This window comes from Xanthomonas sp. PPL134 (genome assembly GCF_040595915.1).
GTDB lineage: Bacteria > Pseudomonadota > Gammaproteobacteria > Xanthomonadales > Xanthomonadaceae > Xanthomonas_A > Xanthomonas_A indica.
Genome location: NZ_JAMDLL010000002.1, coordinates 133469 through 158598, shown reverse-complemented (window position 1 = coordinate 158598; position 25130 = coordinate 133469). Strand labels below are relative to the sequence as shown.

At 69.2% G+C, this 25130-nt stretch carries 18 protein-coding genes and 5 tRNA genes; 15 read left to right on the top strand and 8 right to left on the bottom strand.

Annotated features, from left to right (window positions below; all coding sequences use genetic code 11):
* The first annotated feature begins 93 nt into the window (after window positions 1-93).
* From M3U25_RS06285 to M3U25_RS06275, 3 genes are all read left to right on the top strand, one after another.
* The gene (locus M3U25_RS06285) at window positions 94-915 is read left to right on the top strand and encodes a pyruvate, water dikinase regulatory protein (protein ID WP_160947275.1); all 822 of its coding nucleotides are present in this window, start codon (window positions 94-96) and stop codon (window positions 913-915) included.
* Window positions 916-1051: 136 nt separating this feature from the next.
* Entirely contained in the window at window positions 1052-1558 is a 507-nt protein-coding gene (locus tag M3U25_RS06280; protein WP_160947274.1) for a DUF1249 domain-containing protein, read from the top strand.
* 69 nt (window positions 1559-1627) lie between these two features.
* The gene (locus M3U25_RS06275; protein WP_242158898.1) at window positions 1628-2116 is read left to right on the top strand and encodes an 8-oxo-dGTP diphosphatase; all 489 of its coding nucleotides are present in this window, start codon (window positions 1628-1630) and stop codon (window positions 2114-2116) included.
* 478 nt (window positions 2117-2594) lie between these two features.
* On the opposite strand, the gene M3U25_RS06270 is transcribed toward M3U25_RS06275, so the two are convergent.
* Window positions 2595-3353, bottom strand: coding sequence for a 3-hydroxybutyrate dehydrogenase (locus M3U25_RS06270; RefSeq protein ID WP_355497349.1), 759 nt, complete (start codon window positions 3351-3353; stop codon window positions 2595-2597).
* A gap of 143 nt (window positions 3354-3496) precedes the next feature.
* On the opposite strand from M3U25_RS06270, the gene M3U25_RS06265 reads away from it, so the two are divergent.
* The 5 genes from M3U25_RS06265 (at window position 3497) to M3U25_RS06245 (ending at window position 7076) form a co-directional block, all read left to right on the top strand.
* Complete coding sequence (locus tag M3U25_RS06265) at window positions 3497-4111, top strand: CDP-alcohol phosphatidyltransferase family protein (RefSeq protein WP_017909499.1); 615 nt, start codon at window positions 3497-3499, stop codon at window positions 4109-4111.
* 45 nt (window positions 4112-4156) lie between these two features.
* Window positions 4157-5269: a class III poly(R)-hydroxyalkanoic acid synthase subunit PhaE gene (gene phaE, locus M3U25_RS06260; protein WP_355497352.1), complete on the top strand. Its 1113-nt coding sequence runs from the start codon at window positions 4157-4159 to the stop codon at window positions 5267-5269.
* On the top strand, window positions 5266-6342 hold the full coding sequence (locus M3U25_RS06255) for a class III poly(R)-hydroxyalkanoic acid synthase subunit PhaC (protein WP_355497355.1): 1077 nt from the start codon (window positions 5266-5268) through the stop codon (window positions 6340-6342). Before phaE ends, M3U25_RS06255 begins: the two co-directional genes overlap by 4 nt.
* Window positions 6343-6423: 81 nt before the next feature.
* A complete protein-coding gene (locus M3U25_RS06250) occupies window positions 6424-6624 on the top strand; it encodes a PspC domain-containing protein (protein ID WP_242158876.1) in 201 nt (66 codons plus the stop codon).
* Window positions 6621-7076, top strand: a complete 456-nt coding sequence (locus tag M3U25_RS06245; RefSeq protein ID WP_355497745.1) for a hypothetical protein — start codon at window positions 6621-6623, stop codon at window positions 7074-7076. Before M3U25_RS06250 ends, M3U25_RS06245 begins: the two co-directional genes overlap by 4 nt.
* Before the next feature lie 137 nt (window positions 7077-7213).
* Here the strand turns inward: M3U25_RS06245 and M3U25_RS06240 are convergent, their stop codons facing one another.
* Window positions 7214-8425, bottom strand: a complete 1212-nt coding sequence (locus M3U25_RS06240; protein WP_355497359.1) for an FAD-dependent oxidoreductase — start codon at window positions 8423-8425, stop codon at window positions 7214-7216.
* Between the two features lie 177 nt (window positions 8426-8602).
* Here M3U25_RS06240 and M3U25_RS06235 point away from each other — a divergent pair, with 177 nt between their 5' ends.
* From M3U25_RS06235 to M3U25_RS06225, 3 genes are all read left to right on the top strand, one after another.
* Window positions 8603-8818 carry a hypothetical protein gene (locus tag M3U25_RS06235; protein ID WP_160947268.1) on the top strand — a complete coding sequence of 72 codons (216 nt, stop codon included), beginning with the start codon at window positions 8603-8605 and terminating at the stop codon, window positions 8816-8818.
* Between the two features lie 75 nt (window positions 8819-8893).
* Complete coding sequence (locus M3U25_RS06230) at window positions 8894-10528, top strand: hybrid sensor histidine kinase/response regulator (protein ID WP_355497363.1); 1635 nt, start codon at window positions 8894-8896, stop codon at window positions 10526-10528.
* A 95-nt stretch (window positions 10529-10623) separates the two neighbouring features.
* Window positions 10624-12990, top strand: coding sequence for a Tex family protein (locus M3U25_RS06225; RefSeq protein WP_355497366.1), 2367 nt, complete (start codon window positions 10624-10626; stop codon window positions 12988-12990).
* Window positions 12991-13069: 79 nt separating this feature from the next.
* Here M3U25_RS06225 and M3U25_RS06220 read toward each other — a convergent pair whose 3' ends face one another.
* The 3 genes from M3U25_RS06220 to M3U25_RS06210 all read right to left on the bottom strand — a co-directional run bounded on the left by M3U25_RS06220 (window position 13070) and on the right by M3U25_RS06210 (window position 17661).
* Window positions 13070-16873, bottom strand: a complete 3804-nt coding sequence (locus M3U25_RS06220) for a PAS domain-containing protein (protein WP_355497369.1) — start codon at window positions 16871-16873, stop codon at window positions 13070-13072.
* 160 nt (window positions 16874-17033) lie between these two features.
* The gene (locus M3U25_RS06215; protein ID WP_242158868.1) at window positions 17034-17414 is read right to left on the bottom strand and encodes a response regulator; all 381 of its coding nucleotides are present in this window, start codon (window positions 17412-17414) and stop codon (window positions 17034-17036) included.
* A 160-nt stretch (window positions 17415-17574) separates the two neighbouring features.
* A tRNA-Leu gene (locus M3U25_RS06210) sits at window positions 17575-17661 on the bottom strand.
* A gap of 422 nt (window positions 17662-18083) precedes the next feature.
* On the opposite strand from M3U25_RS06210, the gene M3U25_RS06205 reads away from it, so the two are divergent.
* The 4 genes from M3U25_RS06205 (at window position 18084) to M3U25_RS06190 (ending at window position 18589) form a co-directional block, all read left to right on the top strand.
* Window positions 18084-18159 (top strand) — tRNA-Ala (locus M3U25_RS06205).
* A gap of 45 nt (window positions 18160-18204) precedes the next feature.
* Window positions 18205-18280: transfer RNA gene (locus tag M3U25_RS06200), tRNA-Glu, on the top strand.
* A gap of 112 nt (window positions 18281-18392) precedes the next feature.
* Window positions 18393-18468, top strand: a tRNA-Ala gene (locus M3U25_RS06195).
* A gap of 45 nt (window positions 18469-18513) precedes the next feature.
* Window positions 18514-18589: transfer RNA gene (locus M3U25_RS06190), tRNA-Glu, on the top strand.
* A 485-nt stretch (window positions 18590-19074) separates the two neighbouring features.
* On the opposite strand, the gene M3U25_RS06185 is transcribed toward M3U25_RS06190, so the two are convergent.
* The 3 genes from M3U25_RS06185 to M3U25_RS06175 are packed head-to-tail and all read right to left on the bottom strand — an operon-like array spanning window position 19075 to window position 25129.
* Window positions 19075-20943 carry an alpha/beta hydrolase gene (locus M3U25_RS06185; RefSeq protein WP_355497373.1) on the bottom strand — a complete coding sequence of 623 codons (1869 nt, stop codon included), beginning with the start codon at window positions 20941-20943 and terminating at the stop codon, window positions 19075-19077.
* Complete coding sequence (locus M3U25_RS06180) at window positions 20940-24014, bottom strand: efflux RND transporter permease subunit (protein ID WP_355497377.1); 3075 nt, start codon at window positions 24012-24014, stop codon at window positions 20940-20942. The genes M3U25_RS06185 and M3U25_RS06180 overlap by 4 nt, the downstream gene beginning before the upstream one ends.
* Window positions 24011-25129 (bottom strand): efflux RND transporter periplasmic adaptor subunit, encoded by a 1119-nt coding sequence (locus M3U25_RS06175; RefSeq protein ID WP_355497380.1) that lies wholly within the window; start codon window positions 25127-25129, stop codon window positions 24011-24013. The genes M3U25_RS06180 and M3U25_RS06175 overlap by 4 nt, the downstream gene beginning before the upstream one ends.
* Between the last annotated feature and the right edge of the window lies 1 nt (window position 25130).

The following is a 25130-nucleotide window of genomic DNA, read 5'->3' as shown; positions in this document are numbered from 1 at the left end:
TGAGGGAAGAAGCCGATATGATGCAGTGCGCACCCGAGCCGGCACAAGCGAAGCGGGCGCATCCGTTGGGTTTCATCCAGGAGAATGCAGGCAATGTCGACGATCAGACCGGTGTTCTACGTGTCCGATGGAACCGGTATCACCGCTGAAACCATTGGGCATAGCCTGCTCACCCAGTTCAGCGGTTTCAGCTTCGTCACCGACCGCATGTCGTTCGTAGACGATCCGGAAAAAGCCCGCGATGCCGCGCAGCGCATCCATGCGGCGGGCGAGCGCTACCAGGTCCGGCCGATCGTGGTCAACTCCTGCGTCGATCCGCAGCTGAGCATGCTGCTGGCCGAAAGCGGGGCGCTGATGCTCGACGTGTTCGCGCCCTTCATCGAGCCGCTGGAGCGCGAATTGAACGCGCCGCGGCACTCGCGGGTGGGGCAGGCGCACGGCCTGGTCGATTTCGAGACCTACCACCGCCGTATCAACGCGATGAACTTCGCGCTGGCGCACGACGACGGCATCGCGCTCACCTACGACGAGGCCGACGTGATCCTGGTGGCGGTCTCGCGCGCGGGCAAGACGCCGACCTGCATCTACCTGGCGCTGCACTACGGCGTGCGTGCGGCCAACTATCCGTTGACCGACGAGGACCTGGAGAGCGATCGGCTGCCGCCGCGGCTGCGGCCCTACCGCAACAAGCTGTTCGGGCTGACCATCGATCCGGAACGGCTGCAGCAGATCCGCCAGGAGCGGCGGCCGAATTCGCGTTACTCCAATGCGGAGACCTGCCGGCGCGAAGTGGCGGCGGCCGAAACCATGTTCCGCATGGAACGGATTCCGACGCTGAGCACCACGCATACCTCGATCGAGGAGATTTCCAGCAAGGTGCTGGCGACGCTGGGACTGCAGCGCGAGATGTTCTGAGCGGGCAGGCGACGGGCCGGACCGTTCCTGGCGGCAATGGCATTTCCGCACGTCGCCGCATGGATCTCCACGGTAGGCCGCCGGCACCGATCCGTCAATGCTGCCGCCGGCGCGATCCAGCGTGTAGGATCGGTCCATGCAGCACGCCCTGACCCGCAGCGAACGCATCCCCCGGCTCAGCCGTTTCGGCTGGCTGATGGGGCTGTACGCCGAGAACTACCTGCACCTGAACCGCCTGTTCGTGCCGGCCGATCTGGCCGCCGGCAGCTACGTCTCCAGCATCGGCGACGGCCTGGACCTGCGCCTGGACGTGATCGAGCGCCATCGCTACACCGTCGAACTGCGCCTGACCTACGACCTGTGCGATCCGCTGACCGGCGAGCCGGACCCCTCGGCCTATGTGCGCCTGTACCTGGACGCGCGCCAGGCCGAGACCACCCACTGCTATGTCGGCCGCCGCTGGCAGGACGTGATGGGACTGTACCCGCCGCCGGCGGAACTGATCAGCCACCGCATGCGCATGAACACCTTCCTCGGCAAATGGCTGGAATACCTGGCCGAGCGCGGCCATGGCGTGGCCACGCTGCGGCCGGCGCCGCCGCTGCCGCGCGCCTCGCAGGACGCGGCGACGCCCGCCGTCTAGCCTCCGCCCAGACCAGGCGGCAGCGCGGATACGGCATACTGCGCGCCCGTTGCCACCTGCCGTCGCCGCATGCCTTACACCCCCATCGTCGCCACCTTGGGCTACGTGCTCTCGCCTGACCGCAGCCAGGTCCTGCTGGTCCACCGCAACGCCCGGCCCGGCGACCATCACCTGGGCAAGTACAACGGCCTGGGCGGCAAGGTGGAGGCGGACGAGGACGTGCTGGCCGGCATGCGCCGCGAGATCCTGGAGGAAGCCGGCATCACCTGCGAGGCGCTGCAGTTACGCGGCACCATCAGTTGGCCGGGGTTCGGCAAGCACGGCGAGGACTGGCTGGGCTTCGTGTTCCTGATCGAGGCCTACAGCGGCGAACCGTTCGCCGAGAACGCCGAGGGCGCGCTGGCCTGGGTGCCGATCGCGCAGATGGACACGCTGCCGATGTGGGAGGGCGACCGCCACTTCCTGCCGCTGGTGTTCGATGGCGACCCGCGCCCGTTCCACGGGGTCATGCCGTACCGCGACGGACGCATGCAGTCCTGGCGCTATTCGCGGGTCTGACACCTAAAGCCCCTCTCCCGCCGGGAGAGGGGTTGGGGTGAGGGTACGGCGCGAAAGCGACCCGCGGGGTTTGGGCGGGGTGGGACAAGGGTGCGGCGCGAAAGCGATTCGCGGAGTTTTGTTGCGTCAGGCTCCGCCGTACCCTCATCCAGCCCTTCGGGCCACCTTCCCCCGACGGGAGAAGGAACAGCCTCATCTCTCTCGCCTCCGGCTTGTCCACAACGGCTGTGGATCGTTCCTGCACAAGCCTGTGGGCAAGCGCGGCAAGTCGCTGAAATGCCTGCCCGATCTTGCCGGGTGGTGAAAATTTCAGCAGTCCGGTGCGCACTTCTCCACAGCCGGTGTGGATGAAATCGCACGAACGCTGTGGATAAGGGGCGGGTGGCGTTGTGCCGCAACGATCGCGGCCGCGCTGGCGAAAATTTCGCCAGCGTCGATCGCGCGCCCCCATCGCCGCACGTGCATGCGCGTCGCAGCGCTACTGCGCGGTCCAGCCGCCGTCGATGGCGATGGTCTGCGCGGTGATGTTGCGCGCCGCCGGCGAGGCCAGGAACGCCACGCAGCCGGCCAGTTCGTCGTAGGCGATGAACACGCCCTTGGGCATCGGCTTGAGCATCACCTGGGCGATCACGTCGGCTTCGGAGATGCCGCGGGTGCGGGCCTGGTCGGCGATCTGCTTGTCCACCAGTGGCGTCTTCACGTAGCTGGGGCAGAGCGTGTTGATGGTGATGTCGGTGTCGGCGGTCTCCAGTGCGATGACCTTGGAGAAGCCGAGCAAGCCGTGCTTGGCGGCGACATAGGCACTCTTGTACGGGCTGGCGACCAGCGAATGGATGCTGCCGATATTGACGATGCGGCCGAAGCCGCGTTCGCGCATGCCCGGCAGCACTGCCTGGGTCAGCCGCGCCACGCCGGTCAGCATCACCTCCACCAGCAACCCCCACTTCTCCATCGGGAACTCCTGCAGCGGCGCCACGTGTTGCAGCCCGGCGTTGTTGACCAGCACGTCCACCGGCCGGCTCAGCGCGGCCAGTGCGGCCTGGATGCTGTCGGCGCTGGCCACGTCCAGCGCCACCGCCTCGGCCGAGCCGCCCGCCTGGCGCAGCTGCGCGGCGACCGCCTCGGCGGCAGCCAGGTCGAGGTCGCTGACGACGATGTGGCGGCCGCCGGCCGCCAACTCGTGGGCGATGCCGGAGCCGATGCCGCTGGCGGCACCGGTGATCAGGACGGTCTGCATGGGGCAATACCTGCGCGGAAGTGGGGAGCGGCCAGCGTAGCAGCGCGCCGCGACGCCCGGCAGCGGCCGCTCGCCAGTGCGGCGGCGCCACGCTACCCTGTGCCGTCGCTCGCCGCTCACGCCGGATCCGCCACGTTATGCCGATGAAACGCCACTTCTCCATGCTGCGCGAATTCCAGCTGGCCGACTGGTTCACCCTGGCCAATGCCTTCTGCGGCACCGGTGCGGTGTTCGCGGCGATGCGCTTCCTGCAGGACGGTCGCCGCAGCGACCTGCTGTTCGGCATGGCATTGATCCCGCTGGCGTTCGTGTTCGACGCGCTCGACGGCCGGGTGGCGCGCTGGCGCAAGTCGTCCTCGACGCTGGGCCGCGAGCTGGATTCGCTGGCCGACGTGATCTCCTTCGGCGTGGCGCCGGCCGCGCTGGCCTACGCTTGCGGCATGCAGGGTGGCTGGGACTGGCTGGTGCTGAGTTTCTTCGTCTGCTGCGGGGTCAGCCGCCTGGCCCGCTACAACGTCACCGCCGAGCAGATCGCCGGCGACGGCGACAAGGTGCCGTACTTCGAGGGCACGCCGATCCCGAGCAGCCTGGGGCTGGTCATCGTGCTGGCGATCGCCGCGCACCTGGGCCACATCGGCGATGCCTTGTGGTGGGGTGAATGGCGGCTGGGACCGTGGCTGTTGCATCCGCTGGCGCTGCTGTTCGCGCTGTCCGGCTCGCTGATGATCAGCAAGACGCTGCGCATTCCCAAGCCCTGATCGCAGCGGGTTGCTATCATCGCGGGCCAGTTCGGGAGAGTGGCGATGAAGGCTAGCGGCGGCGGTGGCGCCGGCGATTTCGAGGCGATGACGCGGCAGTACTGGGAGGCCTGGAGCGCCGCGTTGCGCCAGGGCGCCCCGGCCCCTGCGTCGGCCGCGGCTGGCGACAGTGCCGGCTCCTGGCGCGAGGCGGTCGCGGCCTGGAGCCAGTGGCTGCCGCGCGGCAGCGCGCCGCAGGCCGAGGACGCGGTGGCGCAGTTCCAGCAGCATGCCGGCGACTGGCTCGGCGCGATGCAACAGGTGGCCGCGCAGTTCGCCGGCCGCGACGCCAGCAGCGCCGACGTCGCCGAGGCCTGGAAACGCCAGGTGCAGGGCCAGCGCGAGCAGTTGCTGCAGTGGCTGCTGGGCGCGGTGCGCGGCACCGGCCAGACCGGGATCGACCCGTGGTTGCAGCAGGCGGCGCAGTGGCTGCAGGGCCTGCAGCGCGACAGCGGGCCGTGGCTGCAGATGCCCGGGTTCGGCCCGGCGCGCAACCACCAGGCGCGCTGGCGCGCACTGGCCAAGGCGCAGCAGGACTACCAGGCGCAGTTGCAGGCCTACCTGGGGCTGCTGCAGGGCGCCATCGACCGCGCCTTCGGCCTGTTCGAGGAAAAGCTGCGCGAACATGAGGACCCGGGTCGGCAACTGACCAACGCGCGGGCGATGTTCGATCTGTGGATCGATGCGGCCGAGGAGGCCTATGCGGCGGCCGCGCTGTCGCCGGAGTTCCGCCAGGTCTACGCCGACGTCGCCAATGCGCAGATGCGTCTGCGCGCCTTGCTGCAGCGCGAGACCGAGCAGGTCTGCGAGCAGGTGGGCCTGCCGACGCGCACGGAACTGGATGCCGCGCATCGGCGCATCGCCGAGCTGGAGCGGCGGCTGCGGCGCTTGGAGCGTGGCGACGGGCAGGGCGCTACCGCCGGTCCGGCGGTGACGCCCGCAGCGGCCGCGGCCACGCCGACCTCGCCAAGGAAGAAGGCCAGGAACACGGCCGCCGGCGCGCCCGCTGCCAAGACCGCGGCGACCGCATCCACCGCCAGATCCAAAGCCAAGGCTGCGCCGACCGCCACGCCGCGCCGCGCCGGGGCCGCGCCCACCGCGCGTCGGAGTCGTTCATGAAAGGGCCGTTGAGTTTCAGCAGCGACGATCTGGTCCAGGAAACCCTGGAGCTGCAGCGCAAGCTGTTGGAAGGCCTGCGCGTGCTGCCGGGCCTGGACGCGGTGGACTACGGCGCCACCGCGCGCCAGGAAGTGTGGCGCGACGGCAAGGTGGTGCTGTATCGCTTCGTCGGCGACCGCGCGCCCACCGCCAAGGTGCCGCTGCTGATCGTCTATGCCCTGGTCAATCGCCCGTACATGGTCGACCTGCAGGCGGACCGCTCGCTGGTGCAGGGCCTGCTGGCGCTGGGCGAGGACGTCTATGTGCTGGACTGGGGCTACCCGGACCGCTCCGAGCGCTACCTGACGCTGGAGGACTACCTGCTGCGCTACATCGATGGCGCGGTGGACCACCTGCGCGCGGCCGGCGATGGCGCGCCGGTCAACATGCTCGGCATCTGCCAGGGCGGCACGTTCTCGCTGTGTTACTCCGCGCTGCAGCCGGAGAAGGTGCGCAACCTGGTCACCATGGTCACGCCGGTGGATTTCCACACCCCGGACAACATGCTGTCCAACTGGGCGCGCCAGGTCGACGTCGACCTGTTCGTGGACACGCTGGGCAACGTGCCGGCGGACCTGATGAACGTCAGTTACCTGATGCTCAAGCCGTTTCGGCTGAACCTGCAGAAATACGTGGGCCTGCTCGACATCCTCGACGATCCGCGGGCGCTGGAGGATTTCCTGCGCATGGAGAAATGGATCTTCGATTCGCCGGACCTGGCGGGCGAGACCTTCCGCGAGTTCGTCAAGCAGTTCTACCAGGACAACGCGCTGATGCACGGGCGCGCGCGCATCGGCCCCCACACCGTGGACCTGGGCCGGGTCACCATGCCGGTGCTCAATGTCTATGCCGAGCAGGATCACCTGGTGCCGCCGGACGCGTCGCGGGCGCTGCGCGGTGTGGTCGGCAGCCGCGACTACGCCGAGCTGAGTTTCCGCGGCGGCCACATCGGCCTCTATGTCTCCGGCCGCGCCCAGCGCGAAGTGCCGGCGGCGCTGCACCGCTGGCTGGCCGAGCGCGATGGCGGGCACTGAGCGCTGACCGCATCGCGCCGTCACGCGGTACCCGCGGCGGCGCGGGTAGAGTGGGGCGCCGCCGTCGCTGGAGCCGCTGCCATGTCGCACCCCCGTTCGCTGTCGCGCTCGTTGAACGACCGCATGATCGCGGGCGTGATGGGCGGCATCGCCCACCGCTTCGGCTGGAATGCGACCCTGCTGCGGGTGCTGTACGTGGTCGGGTCGATCGTCTCGGCCGCGTTCCCCGGCATCCTGGTCTACCTGATCCTGTGGCTGCTGATTCCCAACGAAGCCGACTGAAGCGGCCACTGCCGCTGGCCTGGCGCCGTGCCGGCATCGCCGTCGGCGCCCTGTGGACCTCGCCCAACACTGCGCTGGGGGTGCTCGTCGGCACCCTCGCGCTGGCCTTCGGTGCGCGCCTGCGCTTCAGCCGCCGCGAATTGGCGCTGGTGTTCGAACGCGTGCCGTTGCGGCCGCGCGGGGCGATGACGCTGGGCAACGTGATCCTGCTCAGCGCCGACGATCTGGACGTGGCCTGCGCCACCTACGAGCACGCCGCCGGTCGCTGCCGGCATCCGGCGGTGCGGCTCGGCGACCACGAACGTGCGCATGTGCTGCAGTACATGCTGCTGGGGCCGCTGTTCCTGCCGGTGTACCTGGTTTGCGGCGGGGTCAGCGTGCGCAATCCGCTGGAGCGGGCCGCCGATCGCTACGCGCTGCACGGTCGCGGTTGGTGGCCAGGTACTGGCTGAGGTCATGGCACCTGCGTTCGCCAGGCATCGCATTGGTGCGTAGGAGCGGCTTCAGCCGCGACGGGCGTTTCCTGGAATGCCTGGTCGCGGCTGAGGCCGCTCCTACGAGTGACCCACGTCCTTGCGAGCGGCTGCCGTCAATCCAGTCGTGAGAAGCCGAACAGGCGCTTGAGCGGGTGCGCATGCCGCTCGATCTGCGCGCGCAGCAGGCCGGCACCGATCATGCTGTAGGTGATGCCGTTGCCGCCATACGCCATCGCGAACTGCACGCGCGGGCCGTGCTGCGGATGCGGGCCGAAGAACGGCAGGCCGTCCTCGGTCTCGGCGAAGGTGCCGGCCCAGGCGAAGGTCGGCTGCAGCTCCAGCCCGGGAATCGCCTTGGCGATCTTGCGCGAGAGCGTGCGCGCCTTGCTGTCCACGCGCGCATCGCGGCGCGCCGGCACGTCGACGCTGTCGTCCTCGCCGCCGGCGACGATGCGGCCGTTGCCGGTGCTGCGCAGGTACAGATACGGCCGCGCACTCTCCCAGACCATGGTGTCGTGCAGCGGGCCGAGCGCGGACGGATCCAGCGGGTCGCTGACGAAGGCATAGCTGCTGCGGTTGCGCGCCACGCGCTGGTCCAGCCAGTGCTGGTTGGCGTAGCCGGCGGCCATGACCACGTGGCCGGCGCGCACCTGCGCGCCCTGGTCGGTGTGCAGGGTCACGCCGCGACCACTGACCACGATCCGTGCGATGCGGGTGCGGTCATAGACGCCGACGCCCCGGCGGAAAGCGCGGCCGAGCAGACGGTAGGTGAGGCGGTACGGGTCCACCCGCGCCGCCTGGTGGCTGAGGATCGCGCCGTGTGCCTGGATGCCGTAGGTGGTGTCCAGCGCCTGCGCGTCCAGCCATTCCACGTTCAGGCCGTGCCGCGCGCGCACCTCCAGCTCTTCCTGCAGCACCCGCACGTGGCGGCGCTTGCTGGCGTAGTACAGGCTGTCGTTGCGGGAGAAGTCGACGTCGCGCAGCGGCCGCACCAGGTCGCGCAGTTGCTCCAGCGCCTGCGCACAGGCGCCGTAGGCCAGCGCGGCGGCGGGTTCGCCATAGCGCTTGGCTAGGTCGATCAGGTGGGTGTCGATCTCGTACTGCAACAGGGCGGTGCTGGCCGCGGTGCTGCCCCAGCCGATGTCGCGCTGCTCCAGGACGGTGACGGCATGCCCGTGTGTGCTCAACTCCTCGGCGATCAATGCGCCGGTAATGCCGCCGCCAACCACGGCGACATCGCAGCGCACATCGTCGCGCAACTGCGGAAAACTCTGCATCAGGCCGTTGCGGACCGACCAGAAGGGATAGCCGCTTTTAAGGTCCATGGCGCCCCGGCGCAGAAAGGATGTGCGACTTACACGCAGGCCCGGTTAAGTCCGCGTGAGGCCGCCCAGGCGTCACGTTGGGGCAAACAGCCGCGATTAACCTCGGTGCAGAAGTCCCTCACATGGCGCTGTGTATGGTGCGCGCCAGTTCCACGAATTCCCTGTAGAGGAAGCGTCATGTCGGTCGTTCTGTACATCGGTGGCAGCAAGGACGGAGAGAAGGGCGTGGTGCCCTACGGTTTCCGCAAGTCCATGAAGGAAACCGAGGCAGGCCCGGAGATCTATGTCGAGCGCGTGCTGGCGGTAAGCGACCGGCAGGTGCGGATCATGGCGCTGGAATCGCTGCAGGACGAGATCGTCGTGGAACGGTTGCACAGGTATTATTCGCGTTGACGCCGGCGTGCGAACCCCGGTGTGGCCGCCCGCCTAGGCGGGCCAGCGACGGTTCGCATCGACCTGCCATCGACCATGCCCGCACCAGAAACCAGCAACAGCCCGGCGCCGCCGACGACCGTCGACCCGAACGCCCCCACCGACATGTCCAACCAGCGCAGCGATATCTTCTTCGCTGCGGTGCAGACCACGCGCATGCCGATGATCGTGACCGATCCGCGGCAGCCGGACAACCCGATCATCTTCGTCAACCGCGCGTTCCTGGAGATGACCGGCTACGGCCGCGATGAGCTGATCGGCAACAACTGCCGCTTCCTGCAGGGGCCGGACACCGATCGCGAGACGGTGCGCAGCGTCCGCGATGCCATCACCTCGCACGACGAAGTGGCGGTGGAGATCCTCAACTACCGCAAGGACGGTTCCAGCTTCTGGAACGCCCTGTACATCTCCCCGGTCTACGACGATCGCGGCGAACTGGTCTATTTCTTCGGGTCGCAGCTGGATGTCAGCCGCCGCCGCGACGCCGAGGACGCACTGCGCCAGGCGCAGAAGATGGAAGCGCTGGGCCAGCTCACCGGCGGCATCGCGCACGACTTCAACAATCTCCTGCAGGTCATGTCCGGGTACCTGGAACTGATCGAGCATGCGGTCGAGAGCGATCCGCTGAACCCGCTGCTGCTGCGCAAGAGCGTGGAGCGCGCGCGCGACGCGGCGGGCCAGGCCGCGCGCCTGACCCAGCAGTTGCTGGCGTTCGCGCGCAAGCAGAAGCTGGAAGGGCGGGTGCTCAACCTCAACGCCCTGGTGGCCGGCATGAGCGATGTGGCCGAGCGCACCCTGGGCGACGGCATCGCGTTCTCGCTGGAACTGGCGCCGGACCTGCGCAACTGCCGGATCGACCCGACCCAGGCCGAAGTGGCGCTGCTGAACATCCTGATCAACGCCCGCGACGCCATGGCCGACCAGGCGTCGCCGCGCCTGGTGATCCAGACCCGCAACGTCTCGGTGCGCGCCGACGAGCCCACCACCTACGACAACCTGCTGCCGGGTCACTACGTGTGCGTGTCGATCACCGACAACGGCAGCGGCATGCCGCCGGAGGTGCTGGCGCGGGTGCTGGATCCGTTCTTCACCACCAAGGAAGAGGGCAAGGGCACCGGTCTGGGCCTGTCGATGGTGTACGGCTTCGCCAAGCAGTCCGGCGGCGCGGTGCGCCTCTATTCCGAAGAGGGCCACGGCACCACCGTGCGCCTGTACTTCCCGATCGACGACAACGTCGAGAACATGGCGCCGCGCGATTCGCGCACGCGCCGTCCGTTCGACCGCCAGGGCGACGAGACCATCCTGATCGTAGAGGACAGGCCGGACATCGCCGAGTTGGCGCGGCTGTTCCTGGAGGACCAGGGCTATGCCACGCACGTGGTCTACAACGCCCGCGAGGCCCTGGAACTGCTCGATACCGGCGTGCACGTGGACCTGCTGTATTCGGATCTGATCATGCCGGGCGGCCTCAACGGCGTGATGCTGGCGCGCGAGGCGCGGCGGCGCCGGCCCAAGATCAAGGTGCTGCTGACCACCGGCTATGCCGAATCCTCGATCGAGCGCACTGATGCCGGCGGCAACGAGTTCGAGGTGCTGGCCAAGCCCTACAACCGCCAGGAGCTGATCCGCAAGGTGCGCATGGTGCTGGACGGTCCCACCGGGGTCACCTGACGCGACAGGTCGGCGCGCGCCTGTCAACGGGTTCCCCGGCGGCGCGCGCACTGCGAAAATGCGGGTTTTCCGCAAGGCGGCTTCGGCCGGACGCAATGCACGACACTCAGCTCGCCCAGCAGATCGCCCACACCATCGCCGCCGAGATCGGCGCGCAGCCGGCGCAGGCGCGCGCCGCCATCGCCCTGCTCGACGAGGGCGCCAGCGTCCCGTTCATCGCGCGCTACCGCAAGGAAGTCACCGGCGGACTGGACGACACCCAGTTGCGCAACCTGGAAGTGCGCCTGACCTATCTGCGCGAGCTGGAAGAGCGCCGCGCCGCGGTGCTGGCCAGCATCGCCGAGCAGGGCAAGCTCAGCGACGAACTGCGCGCGGAGATCGTCGCCGCCGACACCAAGTCGCGGCTGGAAGATCTGTACCTGCCGTACAAGCCCAAGCGCCGCACCCGCGCGCAGATCGCCCGTGAGGCCGGGCTGGAGCCGCTGGCCGACGGCCTGCTGGCCGATCCGGCGCTGGTCCCGGAAACCTTCGCCGCTGGCTTCGTCGATGCGGACAAGGGCGTGGCCGACGTCAAGGCCGCGCTGGAAGGCGCGCGCGCGATCCTGATGGAGCGCTGGGGCGAAGACGCCGCGCTGGTCGGCGAATTGCGCGGTTGGCTGGGCGAGGTCGGGGTGATCCGCGCCCGTGTGGCCGAGGGCAAGGAGCAGGAAGGCGCCAAGTACCGCGACTACTTCGATCATGCCGAAGCGCTGGCCAAGATTCCCTCGCACCGGTTGCTGGCGCTGTTCCGTGCGCGCCGCGAGGAGATCGTGTACCTGGAACTGGATCCGGGCAGCGAGGCCGAGGCCGGCCACCAGTACGCCGAGGGCCGCGTCGCGCTGCGCGCCGGCATCGCCAACCAGGGCCGCCCCGGCGACCGCTGGCTGCTCGATGCCTGCCGCATGACCTGGCGCGCCAAGCTGCACATGCACCTGCTGCTGGACCTGTTCAACCAGGCCCGCGAAAAGGCCGAGGCCGAGGCGATCGCGGTATTCGGCGACAATCTGCAGGACCTGATGCTGGCGGCGCCGGCCGGGCCGCGCGTGACCCTGGGCCTGGATCCGGGCATCCGCACCGGCTGCAAGGTCGCGGTGGTCGACGCCACCGGCAAGCTGCTGGCGACCGACACCATCTACCCGCACGAGCCGCGCCGGCAGTGGGACCAGTCGCTGCACACGCTGCGGCAGCTGTGCACGCAGCACGGCGTGGAACTGATCGCGATCGGCAACGGCACCGCCAGCCGCGAGACCGACAAGCTGGCCGCGGACCTGATCAAGCAGAACCCGCAGCTGAAGCTGGAGAAGATCGTGGTCAGCGAGGCCGGCGCCTCGGTGTATTCGGCTTCCGAATTCGCCGCCAAGGAGTTCCCGCAGCTCGACGTGTCGCTGCGCGGCGCGGTGTCGATCGCGCGGCGCCTGCAGGATCCGCTGGCGGAGCTGGTCAAGATCGAGCCCAAGGCCATCGGCGTGGGCCAGTACCAGCACGACGTCGACCAGTACCGCCTGGCGCGGGCGCTGGACGCGCGCGTGGAGGACTGCGTGAACGCGGTCGGCGTGTACGTCAACACCGCCTCGGCGGCGCTGCTGTCGCGCGTGTCCGGGCTGTCGTCGAGCGTGGCCGAGAACATCGTGCGCCACCGCGACGACAACGGCCCGTTCAAGCGCCGCAAGGATCTGCTCAAGGTGCCGCGGCTGGGCGAGAAGACCTTCGAGCAATGCGCCGGCTTCCTGCGCATCGCCGATGGCGAGGAACCGCTGGATGCCTCGGCGGTGCACCCGGAAGCCTATCCGGTGGTGGAGCGCATCGTCGGCGCCACCGGCAAGCCGATCAAGGCGCTGATCGGCGACGGCGGCTTCCTGCGCGGGCTCAAGCCGGACCAGTTCACCGACGAGAAGTTCGGCCTGCCGACCGTGCGCGACATCCTCAAGGAACTGGAAAAGCCCGGCCGCGACCCGCGTCCGGAGTTCAAGGCCGCGCGTTTCGCCGAGGGCGTGGAAGACATCAAGGACCTCAAGCCGGGCATGGTGCTGGAGGGCGTGGTCAGCAACGTCGCCGCCTTCGGCGCGTTCGTCGACATCGGCGTGCACCAGGACGGCCTGGTGCACATCTCCGCGCTCTCGGACAGCTACGTCAAGGATCCGCGCGACGTGGTCAAGGCCGGCGACATCGTCAAGGTCAAGGTGCTGGAGGTCGACGTGGCGCGCAAGCGCATCGCGCTGACCCGGCGCCTGGACGACACGCCGGCACCGGCGCGTCCGGCCGAACGCGACAGCGGCGCGCGGGGCGCCGGTGGCCCGCCGCGGCGCGAGCGCGATGGGCGCGGCACCCCGGGCGGCGGCAACGCCAGGCCGCGTCCGGCCACGGCGGCGGCACCGATGAACAGTGCGCTGGCCGACGCGTTCGCCCGCGCCAAGCGCGGCTGAGGTTGCAGGAGGAAGGCCGGCGCGCCTGCGCCGGTCGCTGCCGTCGCGACCGCAAGCTGCGGTCGTGCACTGCGCCGGATCAGGCCGGTTCGGCGCGCGAGCTCTGGTCGGTGGCGAGCGTGGCCGGCGGCGGTGCCACCAGCGATGCGGCCAGTCCAAGCAACTTGACCGGATCCACCGGCTTGCCCAGATGTGCATCGAAGCCGGCTTCCAGGGCCAGCGCGCGATCCTCGCTGCGCACGTAGGCAGTCAGCGCGATGGCCGGGATGCGGCTGGCCGCGCCAGCGCCGCGGGTACGGACGCTGCGGATCAGGCTATGGCCGTCGCGGCGCGGCATGCCGACGTCGCTGACCAGCAGCGCATACGGCCGTTCGCGCAGCAACGCCTCGGCATCGTCGGCGCAGACCGCGGTCTCGACCACGGCGCCGGCTTCCTGCAGGAAGCGCTGGGTGACGCCGCGCGAATCCATGTCGTCGTCCACCACCAGCACGCGCACGCCGTCCAGGCGGATGCCGCCGCGTCGCAGCGTGCCGCCGGGCATCACCGCGTCGTCGCCGCGGCGGATCGCGTCCAGGCCGTGCAGGTCGTTGCGCGGCAGCAGCAGGGTGAAGGTCGCGCCGAGGCCGACGCCGTCGCTGCTCACCGACAACTGCCCCTGGTGCAGTTCGGCCAGTTGCTTGGCGATCGCCAGGCCCAGGCCGAGGCCGCCGGCGCTGCGCGTGCTGCTCGCATCGGCCTGGCGGAAGCGGTCGAACACGTGCGGCAGGAACGCCGGGTCGATGCCGATGCCGGTATCGCCGATGGCGATGCGCACGTGGGTGCTGGTGCTGTCCAGGGTCACCGTGACGGTGCCGGCGCTGGGGGTGAACTTGATCGCATTGCCGATCAGGTTGGTCAGCACCTGCTGCAGCCGCACCTGATCGCCCAGATGGGGCAGGGCGGTGGCGTCGTCGGCGACCAGCACGATGTCGATGCCCTTGTTCTGCGCGCCGGGACGGGCCGCATCGATGGTCTCGGCGAGCAGCGCACGCAGGTCCAGCTCGTCCGGCTCCAGGTGCACCTTGCCGGACAGGATCGCGCTCATGTCCAGCAGGTCGTCGATGATCTGCGCCTGCGAGTGGGCGCTGCGTTCGATCACTTCCAGGCCCCTGACCAGGTCCTTCTCGCGCACCGTCTCGTCCTGCATCAGCCGCGACCAGCCCAGGATCGCGTTCAGTGGCGTGCGCAGCTCGTGGCTGAGCGTGGCCAGGAATTCGTCCTTCATGCGGCTGGCGCGCTCGGCCTCGCTGCGCGCGCTCTGCTCGGCGGCGAGCAACTGTTGCAGGCGCAGGTCGGTGCCGCGGCGCTCGATGATGATGCCGGCCAGGTGCGAGGCCGAGCGCGCCAGGTCCTGCTCGTGCGGATTGGGGTAGTGCACGAACGGGTAGTACAGCGCGACCACGCCCAGGACCTCGCCGTCGCTGGCCAGGATCGGCGTCGAGCAGCAAGCGATGATGTCCGCCTCCAGGGCGGTGGCGAGGTAGGCCTGCCAATGCGGATTCACCCGCACATCGCTGCACAGCACCTGCCGGCGTAGGTAGGCGGCGCGTCCGCAGCAACCGGTTTCGGGACCGATCGGCAAGCGTTGCACCGCCTTGCGGAAGGCGGGCGACATGCTGGGCGCCGCCCCTTCCAGCAGGCACTGGCGATGCTCGTCGACCAGCATGATGGTGCAGCGCAAGCCGACATCGCTCTGCGACTCGATGCCGCGCGCGATCGCCTCCAGCACCGTGTTGAGCGGCTTGCCGGTGGTGATCATCTCCAGCGCGGCGCGCTCGGCGGTGGTCGCATTCTCGATGCGCTTGCGTTCGGCGATGTCCAGCAGCGAGCCGATGAAACCGAGGAATTGGCCGGACGAGCTGAAGCGCGGCGTGGCGCTCGCCAGGCACCAGCGATACTCGCCATCGTGGCGGCGCAGGCGGTACTCCAGCGTGTAGGCGCGGCGGTCGGCGCAGGCGCGCGCCAGGGTGCGGCCGACCGTCGCCAGGTCGTCGGCATGGACCTGTTCCTGCCAACCGCTGCCCAGCGCTTCCTGCTCGCTCTGCCCGGTGAACAGATACCACTGGCGGCTGATGTACTCGCAATCGCCGTCGGCATTGGACATCCAGATCATGACCGGGGCGTTGTCGCACAGCTGGCGGAAGCGCAGCTCGCTTTCCTGCAGGCGCTGCTCGACCAGGCGGCGGTCGTGGATGTCGGTATTGGTGCCGATCCAGCGCATGATGCGGCCGCTGTCGTCGCGGATCGGCAGGGCACGGCCGAGATGCCAGCGGTACTCGCCGTCGTGACGGCGCAGCGGGTACTCGATCTCGTACGGCTTGCCGCTGCGCAGCGCCTCCGGCCACACCTCCATCACCCGTGCCAGGCCTTCCTCGGTGTGCACATGGCGCCAGCTGTCATAACCAGCCTCGCCAACCGGCAACCCGGTGTACTCGTACCAACGGCGGTTGAAGTAGTCGACGTGACCGTCCTGCGTGGCGGTGAACACGATCTGCGGCATCGCATCGGCCAGTTCGCTCAGCCGCGCGGCACTGCTGGCCAGTTCGCGTTGCGCGCCCGCGCGTTCCATCGATTCCCAGCAGCGCGCCGCCACCAACCGTACCAGCTCGATCTCCGCCGACATCCACACCCGCGGCTGGGTCTGGTGCACGCCGATCGCCGCAACCAGCCGGCCGGCCTTGTGCAGCGGCGCGGTAAGCACCGCGCGCATGCCCAGGCGCCGGTAATTGGGATCGTCCGTCCGCATCGGCGGCCGGTGGGTCTCGGTGTCCTGCACCACCCATGGCCGGTTCTCGCGCATGCAGTCCAGCAGGTCGCTGCCGAAGTCGCTGAAGCGCGAGCGCCCGGTCAGGTGCGTGACGCCATCGACGTAGTCGGCACGCACGTCGAAGGCATCCTCGTCGGCCTCGACGATCGCGTAGGCGCAGCGGCTGGCGCCCAGGTGCTGGCCAAGCATGGCGGCCCCGGTCTCGCAGATCGCTTCGGCGCTGTGCAGGTTCTGCAGCGCGTCTTCGAGCATCAGCAGGAAGCTGTCGTGCGCTTGCGCGCGCGCCTGCTCGGTGCGGTCGATGCCGTGCACCAGGATCCCGCTGACCTTGCCCTCGGCATCGTGCATCGGTTGATACACGCATTCCAGCGTGGTTTCCGAGGTCGCTTCGTGCGTCGTGCGGCAGAGCTGGAAGGTCATCGACTCGTCGATGAACGGCTGGCCGCTGCTGCGGACGTTGTCGAGCAGGCCGATGATGCCCTGCTCCTGGATTTCGGGAATGGCTTCGGTCAGCGGACGACCGACCACCTCGCGTGGTCCGACCAACTGCTGGTAGCGCCGGTTGACGGTCTCGATCACGTAGTCCGGGCCGCGCAGGATCGCCAGCGCCGCCGGCGACTGCTCGAAGGCATCGGCCATCTGCGCGCGTTGCGCGTCCAGCGCCTTGAGCAGGGCATCGCGTTCGCGGGCCAGGGTGATCCGCGCGGTGTCTTCGGTGCACACGCACAGCACGCCGGCGATGTGGCCGTCGTCGTCGAACAGCGGGCTGTAGGAGAAGGTGAAGTACACCTGCTCGCTGTAGCCGTTGCGCATCATCGTCAACGGGATATGTTCGTTCCAGGTCGATTCGCCGCTGGCCATGACCTGGTCGGCCTGTGTCCGCACCTCCGGCCATACGTCCGGCCACACCTCTTCCATCGGCCGCGCGAAACCCTGCGGGTGGCGCAGGCCCAGGATCGGCACGTAGGCGTCGTTGTAGAGGTTGAACTGGCGCTCGCCCCAGCGCACCGCCATCGGGAACCGCGAGTTCAGGCAGATCGACAGCGCGGTGAGCAGGCTCTTCGGCCACTGCTCCATCGGTCCCAGTTCGTGCTCATGCCAATCGATGGCGCGCAGCAAGGCTCCCGTGGCGCTGCCGGCGGGAAACCGGACAGGGGGCGGCGAAAAGTCCTGGGCGTTGATGGTGGAGTCCCTCGAAATCGTCCCCGCCAGGCGGCGGGCTTACGACCAGGGATTCTCAGGGGCGTGCGGTCGTCTTGGCGTGAGCGTCCTGCAAGGCCTTGATCAGCTGTTCGGACAGATAGGGCTTGGTCAGCACCACGCCGGCGGCGAAGCCGGTGGGCAGCGCGTCGGCGGCGACGCCGGTGGCGAGCACGAAGGGGGTGCCGCGTTCGCTCAGCGCCCGCGCCACCGGCTCGCTGGTCTCGCCAGCGGAAAGGCGGAAGTCGAGCACGGCCCGGTCCGGGCGTTCGCTGTCGATCAACTCAAGGGCCTGCTGCACGGAGGCGGCGACACCGACCACCTCGGCACCCGCCTGGGCAAGCTGCAGCTCCAGCAGCGTGGCGTTCATTTCGTCGTTCTCGACCACCAGGATACGCAGGCCCCGCAATGCCGACATCGCTTGCTCGTTAAGGTTTGGGAACGGAAAGTATAGCGGGACCGTCACTGCCGCCGCCTAGACAAACGGCCACAGGAAGATGAAGCGTTTACCTGTGATCGCCATCGACGCACTCAGCGGTGCGCAAAAAACAAACGGCAGCCGAAGCTGCCGTCAGTCCTGGTGCCGAAGGTGGGACTCGAACCCACACGCTTTTAAGGGCGGCGGATTTTGAGTCCGCTGCGTCTACCGATTCCGCCACTTCGGCGCGGCCGCGGAGTATAGCCGACTGTGCGGCCGTGCCGCTAGCGGCGCCATGCCGGTGCTGTCTCAGTGAGGGGCAGGGGAGAGGGATGGCAGTGGGCGGGGCGTTCCCGGGCCGCTCTCTTATCGGCGGTACGCCGTCGCGACATCCGTGTCGCGCTTCCCGGGGGCGCTCCGTGTTGTGCCGATATCGTCAACTGCGCGCGCGGCATGGTCGCAGGCGCTCGGCAGCGATTCCGCGCCGCGCACGGTCATGGAAGCGTGCCGTCACGATGGTCAACGCCAGGCGCGCGCGTCGTGGAATGCAGGCGTCCACGACGATTCGATGAGGTGCGGCGGGTGCCTTGGCGATGCCGCAAACGTTCTGCAAAAAAACGCTTGCGTGTGCCGATCACGATCGTTAATATTCCGCTCCTCGCAGCACGTGGGGCCATAGCTCAGCTGGGAGAGCGCTTGCATGGCATGCAAGAGGTCGCCGGTTCGATCCCGGCTGGCTCCACCAACTTTTCGGACGTAGGCCTGTCCGCAAAGCGACATCGTTAACAGCGTCCCCATCGTCTAGAGGCCTAGGACATCACCCTTTCACGGTGGCGACCGGGGTTCGAATCCCCGTGGGGACGCCAATTTGCAGGAATTCCTCGCACGCATCCGGGTTCGGCTCTGCCGAACACATTGAGTGCGGGGTTTGTACATCGGAAGAAAGTCGGGTAAGATTCCGCTTCTGCCAGTACACGTGGGGCCATAGCTCAGCTGGGAGAGCGCTTGCATGGCATGCAAGAGGTCGCCGGTTCGATCCCGGCTGGCTCCACCAACTTTTCGGACATAGGCCGTCCGCAAAAGCAACATCGTTATCTGCGTCCCCATCGTCTAGAGGCCTAGGACATCACCCTTTCACGGTGGCGACCGGGGTTCGAATCCCCGTGGGGACGCCACTCTTCGAAAACACCCGGCATCGCCGGGTGTTTTTTTATGCGTGCTGTGGTCGGGCGGCGGCCTGGAGATGGCAGAGGGCGTGCGCCCGTACCCTCACCCCAACCCATCTCCCGGAGGGAGAGGGGCTTTGGCTTCTCCCTTCTCCCTGCGGGAGAAGGTGCCCCGCAGGGGCGGATGAGGGTCGGACGCTCATGGCATTCCAACCGTCGTGACATGTGCCTTGGCATTTCGACCGCACGTGGCTGCGCCATACCCCACCCCAACCCCTCTCCCGGAGGGAGAGGTGCTTTGGCTTCTCCCTTCTCCCCGCGGGAGAAGGTGCCCCGCAGGGGCGGATGAGGGTCCGGGTGCTCACCACATTCCAACCGTCGTGACATGCGCCTTGGCAGTTCGACCGCACGTGGCTGCGCCGTACCTCACCCCAACCCCTCTCCCCGAGGAAGAAGGCGATTGCTCTGCGGGTGGAGAGGTAGCGCTGCCCTGCTCAATGCAGCAGCCGGCGGATCTGCAGGATCGCTTGCGGCGTTTGTTGCACGCTGTGCCCGGACACGATCACCGTTTCCGAGGCTGCGCCGGGCAGGTGGGCGCTCCAGTACGGCACGATGCCGTCGCTGGACTGCGTCAGCGGCACGCGCGGATCCTCCTGCCCGATGATCGAGTGGTAGGTCACTTGCGGTGAGATCGGTAACTGCGCCGCGGCAAGGATGAAGGGATCGCGGTCGCTGAGGCTGTCGATGCTGTTGGGCAGTGTGCCGAGCATGTCCTTGCCGGCGATGTCCTTGAACTGATCCAGCACGCGACGCGGCAGGCCGATCACGGCGCGCGCCAGTTCGCCGAGGGTACCGGCGGCCTCGGGCGTGCCGCGCTGCGGGGTGGCCAGGAAGATCGCTTCGGATACTTCCGGCATCGGCGCGAAATGCAGCATCGGTCCAAGCCTGGCTTGCAGGGCCTGGCGCGCCTGCGGATCCAGCACGGCCCCATCGAACAGGGTGCGCCACAGCCGCTCGCCGTCGCTGGAGGACACCATCAAGCGCGCCAGCACACCGCCCATGCTGTGCCCGATCAATACCATGTCGTGTGCGGACACGCTGCGGCGCTGCGGATCGAACTGGTCCAGCGTCTGCTGCAGCGCCGTGCGCACCTGCAGGTGGGTGTAGGGAATCGGCAGGTTGGTCGGGTAGTACACCAGCCAGATCTGGTAGCGCGCGCGGACCTGTGGATCGCCGAGCAGGTCGTTGGCCAGGTTCACCCACGCCTCCGGGCTGCTGGCCAGCCCGTGCAGCAGCACCAGCACGCGTCGGTTCGGATCGTAAGGCTGGGTCAGAAACACGTGCGGCCGGTCGATGCCGTGTCCCAGGCCGAGCAAGGTGCGCAGCGATTGCGCGGCGAAGCCGGCGCGGGCCATCCACACGCCATAGCCGGCGCTGAAGTTCGCGGCCAGCGGCACGTCGACACCGCCCATCGCCACCCGCTCGCTGAGCGAGGGGTCGTGGACTTCCACGCGCGCAGTGTGGCTGGTCAACACCTCCTTGAGGCTGCGGCCATGGAAGCGCAGCAACACCGTGAGGTTGGGCGTGGGCATGTCGCTGTAGGCGGGAGCGGCGTCGGCGTCGCGCATGGCGTCCGCCGGCTGCGGCAGGACCGCGACCATCTCCGCGCCGAAGCCATCGCGCCGATAGACGCTGCGCAGCCCGTCGAAGCGCAGGCCGCTGGCCGCCAGCATCGCTTCGGGCATCGGCATGTCCTTTGGGCTGCCGATGCCGCTGGCATCCAGCGTCACCGTCCACTCGGGCAGGGCGGCAATCGGCGCATCGGCGTCGTGGGTGGCAGGCGGATGCCGCTGGTAGCGCGCAAACAACGCGGTCACTGCCTGCTGCACGGCATAGTTGTAATAGTCGCGCACCTGGGTCTGGCGTTCCTCGAAGGCGCGTTCGCTGGGCGTGCGTCCGCTGAAGAACAGGTAGGCGTAGGCGTAGCGCGCGGTCTGCAGCCAGGCGGCCAGCGTGGCATCGCCGTCCGGCTGCTGCCTGGCGGCACGCTGCGCGGCCAGGAGCGACAGTTCCGACGCCGTCGCCAGGACGCGTTCCTGGTCCAGGTCGGTGTTGCCGAGCAACTGCTCGACGCATGGCGCAACCGTTGCCGTGCAGCTTGCCGCGTCGAGGCCGGCGACGTTCAGCGTCTGCAGGGCGGCATCGCTGGGGCGCGCGGCGCTCAGGGCGTCGCCGCGCTTGGCCTGGATGTAGCGCGCGGCATCCACGCGCTGCAGCGTGACGCTGGCGCAGCCGCCGGCGCACAGCGCCAGCCCCAGCACGACGCAGGCCAGCGCCACGCGGCGCCAGTGCTGGCGTCTCATGCCGCGGCCTTCGCCGGCATGCCCGCACGGCGCGCGAACAGCAGGTCGTACAGCACCGGGATCACGCCCAGGGTCACCAGCGTGCCCAGGGCCAGGCCGCCGATCATGGTGATGGCCATGCCGGTCCACAGCGGGCCGGCGAACAGCATCAGCGGGATCAGGCCGACGATGCAGGTCAGCTTGGTCATCACGATCGGGCGCAGGCGCTTGACCGCCGCGGCGATCACCGCCTCGTGCCGGCCCAGGCCATCGGCCAGTTCGGCCTCGATCCGCTCCAGCAGCAGCACCGCGTTGTTGACGATGATGCCGGCTAGCGCGAGCAGGCCGAAGGTGGCCATGAAGCCGAACGGATAGCCGGTGACCAGCAGGGCGAGGGTGGCGCCGATCAGCACGAACGGAATGCTGGCGACCACGATGAACAGCTTTCGGAACGAATTGAACTGCCACACGAACAGCAGCAGGATCGCGCCCAGCGCATGCGGCATGTACTGCAGCAGCGCCTGGTTGGCTTCGGCCGCGTCCTCCAGCTCGCCGCCCATCTCGATGCGGTAACCCGGCGGCAGGCGCAGCGCCGCCACCTTGTCGGCCAGCGCGTCCACCACCTGGTCGGTGGTCAGGTCCGGGTTGCGGCCGGTGATGGTGATGGCGCGGCTGAGGTTGCGGCGCTGGATGGTCGAGGGTTCCGAACTCAACTGGACGTCGGCGATCGCCGACAGCGGCAGCGGCGCGGCGCCGGAGGACGGATAGATCGGCGTGTCGCCCGGGTTGCCGCCGCGTGCACGCCGGTCGCTGTCGCCGCGCAGCACGATCGGCACGTTGCTGCCGTCGTCGCGGATCACCGAGGCGTCCACGCCGCCGTAGCGCAGCTGCAGCGCCTGGGCGATGTCCTCGCTGGCGACGCCGGCGCGGCGCGCCTTGGCCTGGTCCACCTGCACCACGTAGCGCGGAATGCGGCTGTCCCAATCGTCGCTGACGTCCAGCGTGCCGGGCAGGGCGCGCAAGGCGTCGGCAATGCCGGCGGCGAGGCGGCGCAGTTGCGCCTCGTCCGGGCCGATCACCCGGTAGATGGCCACGCCGGATTCGGTGGAGCCCAGCGAAAAGCGCTTGGGTTCGGCGCGCACCGCCGGATAGGCCTGGCGCAGGTGGGTGCGCACCTTGGCGATCAGCGCGTCGATGTCGGTACCCGGCCGCACGCTGACGGTGAAGTAGGCGATGTTGGCCGCCGGCAGCGGCGGGTTCAGCCCAAGCACGATGCGCGGGCCGCCATCGGCGACATAGCCGATGCTGTCGACGATCTGCGGGTTCTGCCGGCGGTCGGCCAGCCATTGGCTGATCGACTGCACGGTGCGCAGGGTCTCGCGCGCATCGCTGCCCGGCTGCAGGGTCACCGGCATCTGGAACTGCAGGCGGTCGGACTTGGGCAGGAAGCTGTACGGCACCGAGACCAGCACCGTCACCGCCAGTGCCAGCAGCGCAAGCATGCTGCCCAGGAACAGCGCCTTGTGCGCCAGCAACGCTTCGATCGCGCGCCGGTACAGGCGGTACGGCCTGGACGTATAGGTATCGCCGTGGCCGTCGGCCGGCGCGGCATGCGCGCGGGCGAAGTACATGCACAGCAGCGGGGTGATGGTGATGCTGAGCAGCCACGAGCCGAGCAGGGTCACCGCCAGCACGATCGCCAGCGAGCGCATGTATTCGTTGGTGCTGGTCTGGCCGAAGAAGAACGGCGAGAACGCCAGCACGATCACCAGCGAGGAGGTCAGCAGCGGGATCGCCAGGCTGCGGCCGGCGGCCTCGCAGGCGGCGCGGCGTTCTTCGCCGGCGGCCAGGCGCCGCTCGATGTCCTCGGCGATGACGATGCCGTTGTCCACCAGCAGGCCCAGCGCCAGGATGATCGCGGCGATGGACACGGTCTGCAGTTCCACGTTCAGCGCCCGCATCGCGATCAGCGCGCCGAGGATGGTCAGCGGCACGATCGCGCCGACGATCAGGCCGGTGCGCCAGCCGAGGAACAGCATCACCACCGCCATCACGATCACGATGGTCTCGCCCATCACGTGGTGCATCTTGCCCATCTCGCGCTCGACCACGTCGGCCTGGAAGGTGACCACGTGCTGCGCGAAGCCCACCGGCAGCGCCTTGGCGGTCTCGCCCAGGGTGCGCCGCAACGCCTTGCCGACCTCGGCGACGTTGTTGCCCGGCGCCATCGACACCGCCACCACCACGGCCGGCTGGCCCTGGTAGATCGCGCCGGCCTCCGGCGGATCCACCGGCATCAGCTCGATGCGCGCCAGTTGCGCCAGCGGGATCTGCCGCGGGCCGTCGGTGCCCTGCGTCGCGATGGGCGTATTGCGCAGGTCGTCCAGGTCGCGCACTTCGCCGGAGGTGGTCACGGTCATCGCCATGCCCGACGCGGCGACCAGGCCGCCACCGGCGACCACGTTCTGCGCGCGCAGTTGCTGCGCGACCGCGGCGGGGGTGAGGCCGGCCTCGCCCAGCCTGGTCCGGTCGAAGGCGACGTAGACGCGCTCGTCCTGCAGGCCGTGGAAGGTGACCCGCTCGACGCCCGGCACGGCATACAGCTGCGCGCGCATCTGCCGCAGCGGTCCGAGCATCTCGACGGTGTTGAAGCCGGGCGCGGTGACCGCGATCGAGGCGATGGCGACGCGGCCGAAGTCGTCGTCCACCAGCGGCCCCTGGGTGCCCGCGGGCAGCTCTGCGCCGGCCTCGGCCGCCTTGCTGCGCACCCGCTGCCACAGCGCCGGCAGGTCCTTGACGCTGTCCTGCGCGGTGACCTGGACGATGGCGCTGCCGGGATGGATGGTGGTGACGATCTTCTTCAGGCCGCTGACCTCGCGCAGCCGTTCCTCCAGCGGGCGCGCGAGCAGGGTTTCCACGCGCTCGCTGGGCATGCCGGGGAAACCGACCTGCACGATCGCATCGCGCACGGTCACGCTGGGCTCTTCCTGCGAGGGGAAGCCGAGGAAGGTGACGATGCCGCCGATCAGGATCAGGGCGGCGCTGAACAGTGCCAGGCGGCTGGACTGCAGGGTGGCGCGGGTCAGGTTCATGGCGAGACGGTGCCGAGGCGGGTGGTGGGACGGAACGGCACCACGTGCTGGCCGTCGTGGAGGAAGGCGGCGCCGGCGGCGACGATGCGCTCACCCGCAGCCAGGCCGCGCAGGATCTGCACGCGGCCGCCATCGCTGTGCCCGGTCACGACCCGGCGGCGACGCACGCTGCCGCTGTCCTGGCGGTACACGAACACCATGGTCTGGCCATCGGCCATGCTCGGGAGCAGCGCGCTGAGCGGCACGCTGGGCACCGCGCTGGCGTCGCTGTCGGGCAGGGCCAGCAGCAGCGATTCGCCGCTGCGCGGCTGCGTTGCATCGGCACTGGCGCTGTCGAACAGCGCCTGCACGGTGGCGCCGCCGTCCACGCGTTCGGACACGCTGCGCAGTCGCAGCGGCAAGCCTTGCTGCGGCGCGCTGCTGCGGTAGGCGAGTACACGCTGGCCGGGTTGCAGCGCCGCTGCGCGCTCGGCCGGCAGCGTCGCCAGCACCTGCGCGCGATCGGCGCCGTCCAACTGCAGCACCGGCTGGCCGGCGCCGATCAGGGTGTCGGGTTGCTGCAGCCGTGCGACCACGCTGCCGTCGAACGGCGCGCGCAGTTCCGACTGGCGCACCGCGCGGCGCGCCAGCGCCAGGTCCGATTGCGCGCTGCGGACCCGTGCCTGCGCCGCGGTGAAGGCGCTCTTGGCCGCGGTCAGGGTCGCCGCGGAGGCGGCGCCGTCGTCGAACATGGCCTGCTGCTGGGCGAGCTGGGTCTGTTGCTGCTGCAGGTCGGCCGCGGCGATGCCGACGCCGGCCTCGGCCTGCTGCAGGCGCAGCGCGTTCGGTTCCGGGTCCAGGCGCGCGAGCACCTGGCCGGCGCGCACGCGGTCGCCCACGTCCACGGCGATGGCGGCGATGCGGCCGCCGCCTTCGAAGCCGAGATCGGCGCGTTGTTGCTGGCGCACTTGCGCCAGGTAGCGGGTGCTGTCGTGCGCGGCGTCGCCGCCGACGGTTTCCAGCTTGACCGCGCGTGGCGCATCGGCCGGCGGCGCCGCCTCGCGGTCGCAGCCGGACAACGCCAGCGCGGCCAGCGCCAGGCTCAGCGGGAGAAGCAGGGTGGGGCGCAGGATCATG

Excerpts from the sequence above, each read along its gene's own strand:
- M3U25_RS06285 (WP_160947275.1), top strand. The coding sequence starts at position 94 with ATGTCGACGATCAGACCGGTGTTCTACGTGTCCGATGGAACCGGTATC.
- M3U25_RS06280 (WP_160947274.1), top strand. The coding sequence starts at position 1,052 with ATGCAGCACGCCCTGACCCGCAGCGAACGCATCCCCCGGCTCAGCCGT.
- M3U25_RS06275 (WP_242158898.1), top strand. The coding sequence starts at position 1,628 with ATGCCTTACACCCCCATCGTCGCCACCTTGGGCTACGTGCTCTCGCCT.
- M3U25_RS06270 (WP_355497349.1), bottom strand. The coding sequence starts at position 3,353 with ATGCAGACCGTCCTGATCACCGGTGCCGCCAGCGGCATCGGCTCCGGC.
- M3U25_RS06265 (WP_017909499.1), top strand. The coding sequence starts at position 3,497 with ATGAAACGCCACTTCTCCATGCTGCGCGAATTCCAGCTGGCCGACTGG.
- phaE (WP_355497352.1), top strand. The coding sequence starts at position 4,157 with ATGAAGGCTAGCGGCGGCGGTGGCGCCGGCGATTTCGAGGCGATGACG.
- M3U25_RS06255 (WP_355497355.1), top strand. The coding sequence starts at position 5,266 with ATGAAAGGGCCGTTGAGTTTCAGCAGCGACGATCTGGTCCAGGAAACC.
- M3U25_RS06250 (WP_242158876.1), top strand. The coding sequence starts at position 6,424 with ATGTCGCACCCCCGTTCGCTGTCGCGCTCGTTGAACGACCGCATGATC.
- M3U25_RS06240 (WP_355497359.1), bottom strand. The coding sequence starts at position 8,425 with ATGGACCTTAAAAGCGGCTATCCCTTCTGGTCGGTCCGCAACGGCCTG.
- M3U25_RS06235 (WP_160947268.1), top strand. The coding sequence starts at position 8,603 with ATGTCGGTCGTTCTGTACATCGGTGGCAGCAAGGACGGAGAGAAGGGC.
- M3U25_RS06230 (WP_355497363.1), top strand. The coding sequence starts at position 8,894 with ATGCCCGCACCAGAAACCAGCAACAGCCCGGCGCCGCCGACGACCGTC.
- M3U25_RS06225 (WP_355497366.1), top strand. The coding sequence starts at position 10,624 with ATGCACGACACTCAGCTCGCCCAGCAGATCGCCCACACCATCGCCGCC.
- M3U25_RS06220 (WP_355497369.1), bottom strand. The coding sequence starts at position 16,873 with ATGGAGCAGTGGCCGAAGAGCCTGCTCACCGCGCTGTCGATCTGCCTG.
- M3U25_RS06215 (WP_242158868.1), bottom strand. The coding sequence starts at position 17,414 with ATGTCGGCATTGCGGGGCCTGCGTATCCTGGTGGTCGAGAACGACGAA.
- M3U25_RS06185 (WP_355497373.1), bottom strand. The coding sequence starts at position 20,943 with ATGAGACGCCAGCACTGGCGCCGCGTGGCGCTGGCCTGCGTCGTGCTG.
- M3U25_RS06180 (WP_355497377.1), bottom strand. The coding sequence starts at position 24,014 with ATGAACCTGACCCGCGCCACCCTGCAGTCCAGCCGCCTGGCACTGTTC.
- M3U25_RS06175 (WP_355497380.1), bottom strand. The coding sequence starts at position 25,129 with ATGATCCTGCGCCCCACCCTGCTTCTCCCGCTGAGCCTGGCGCTGGCC.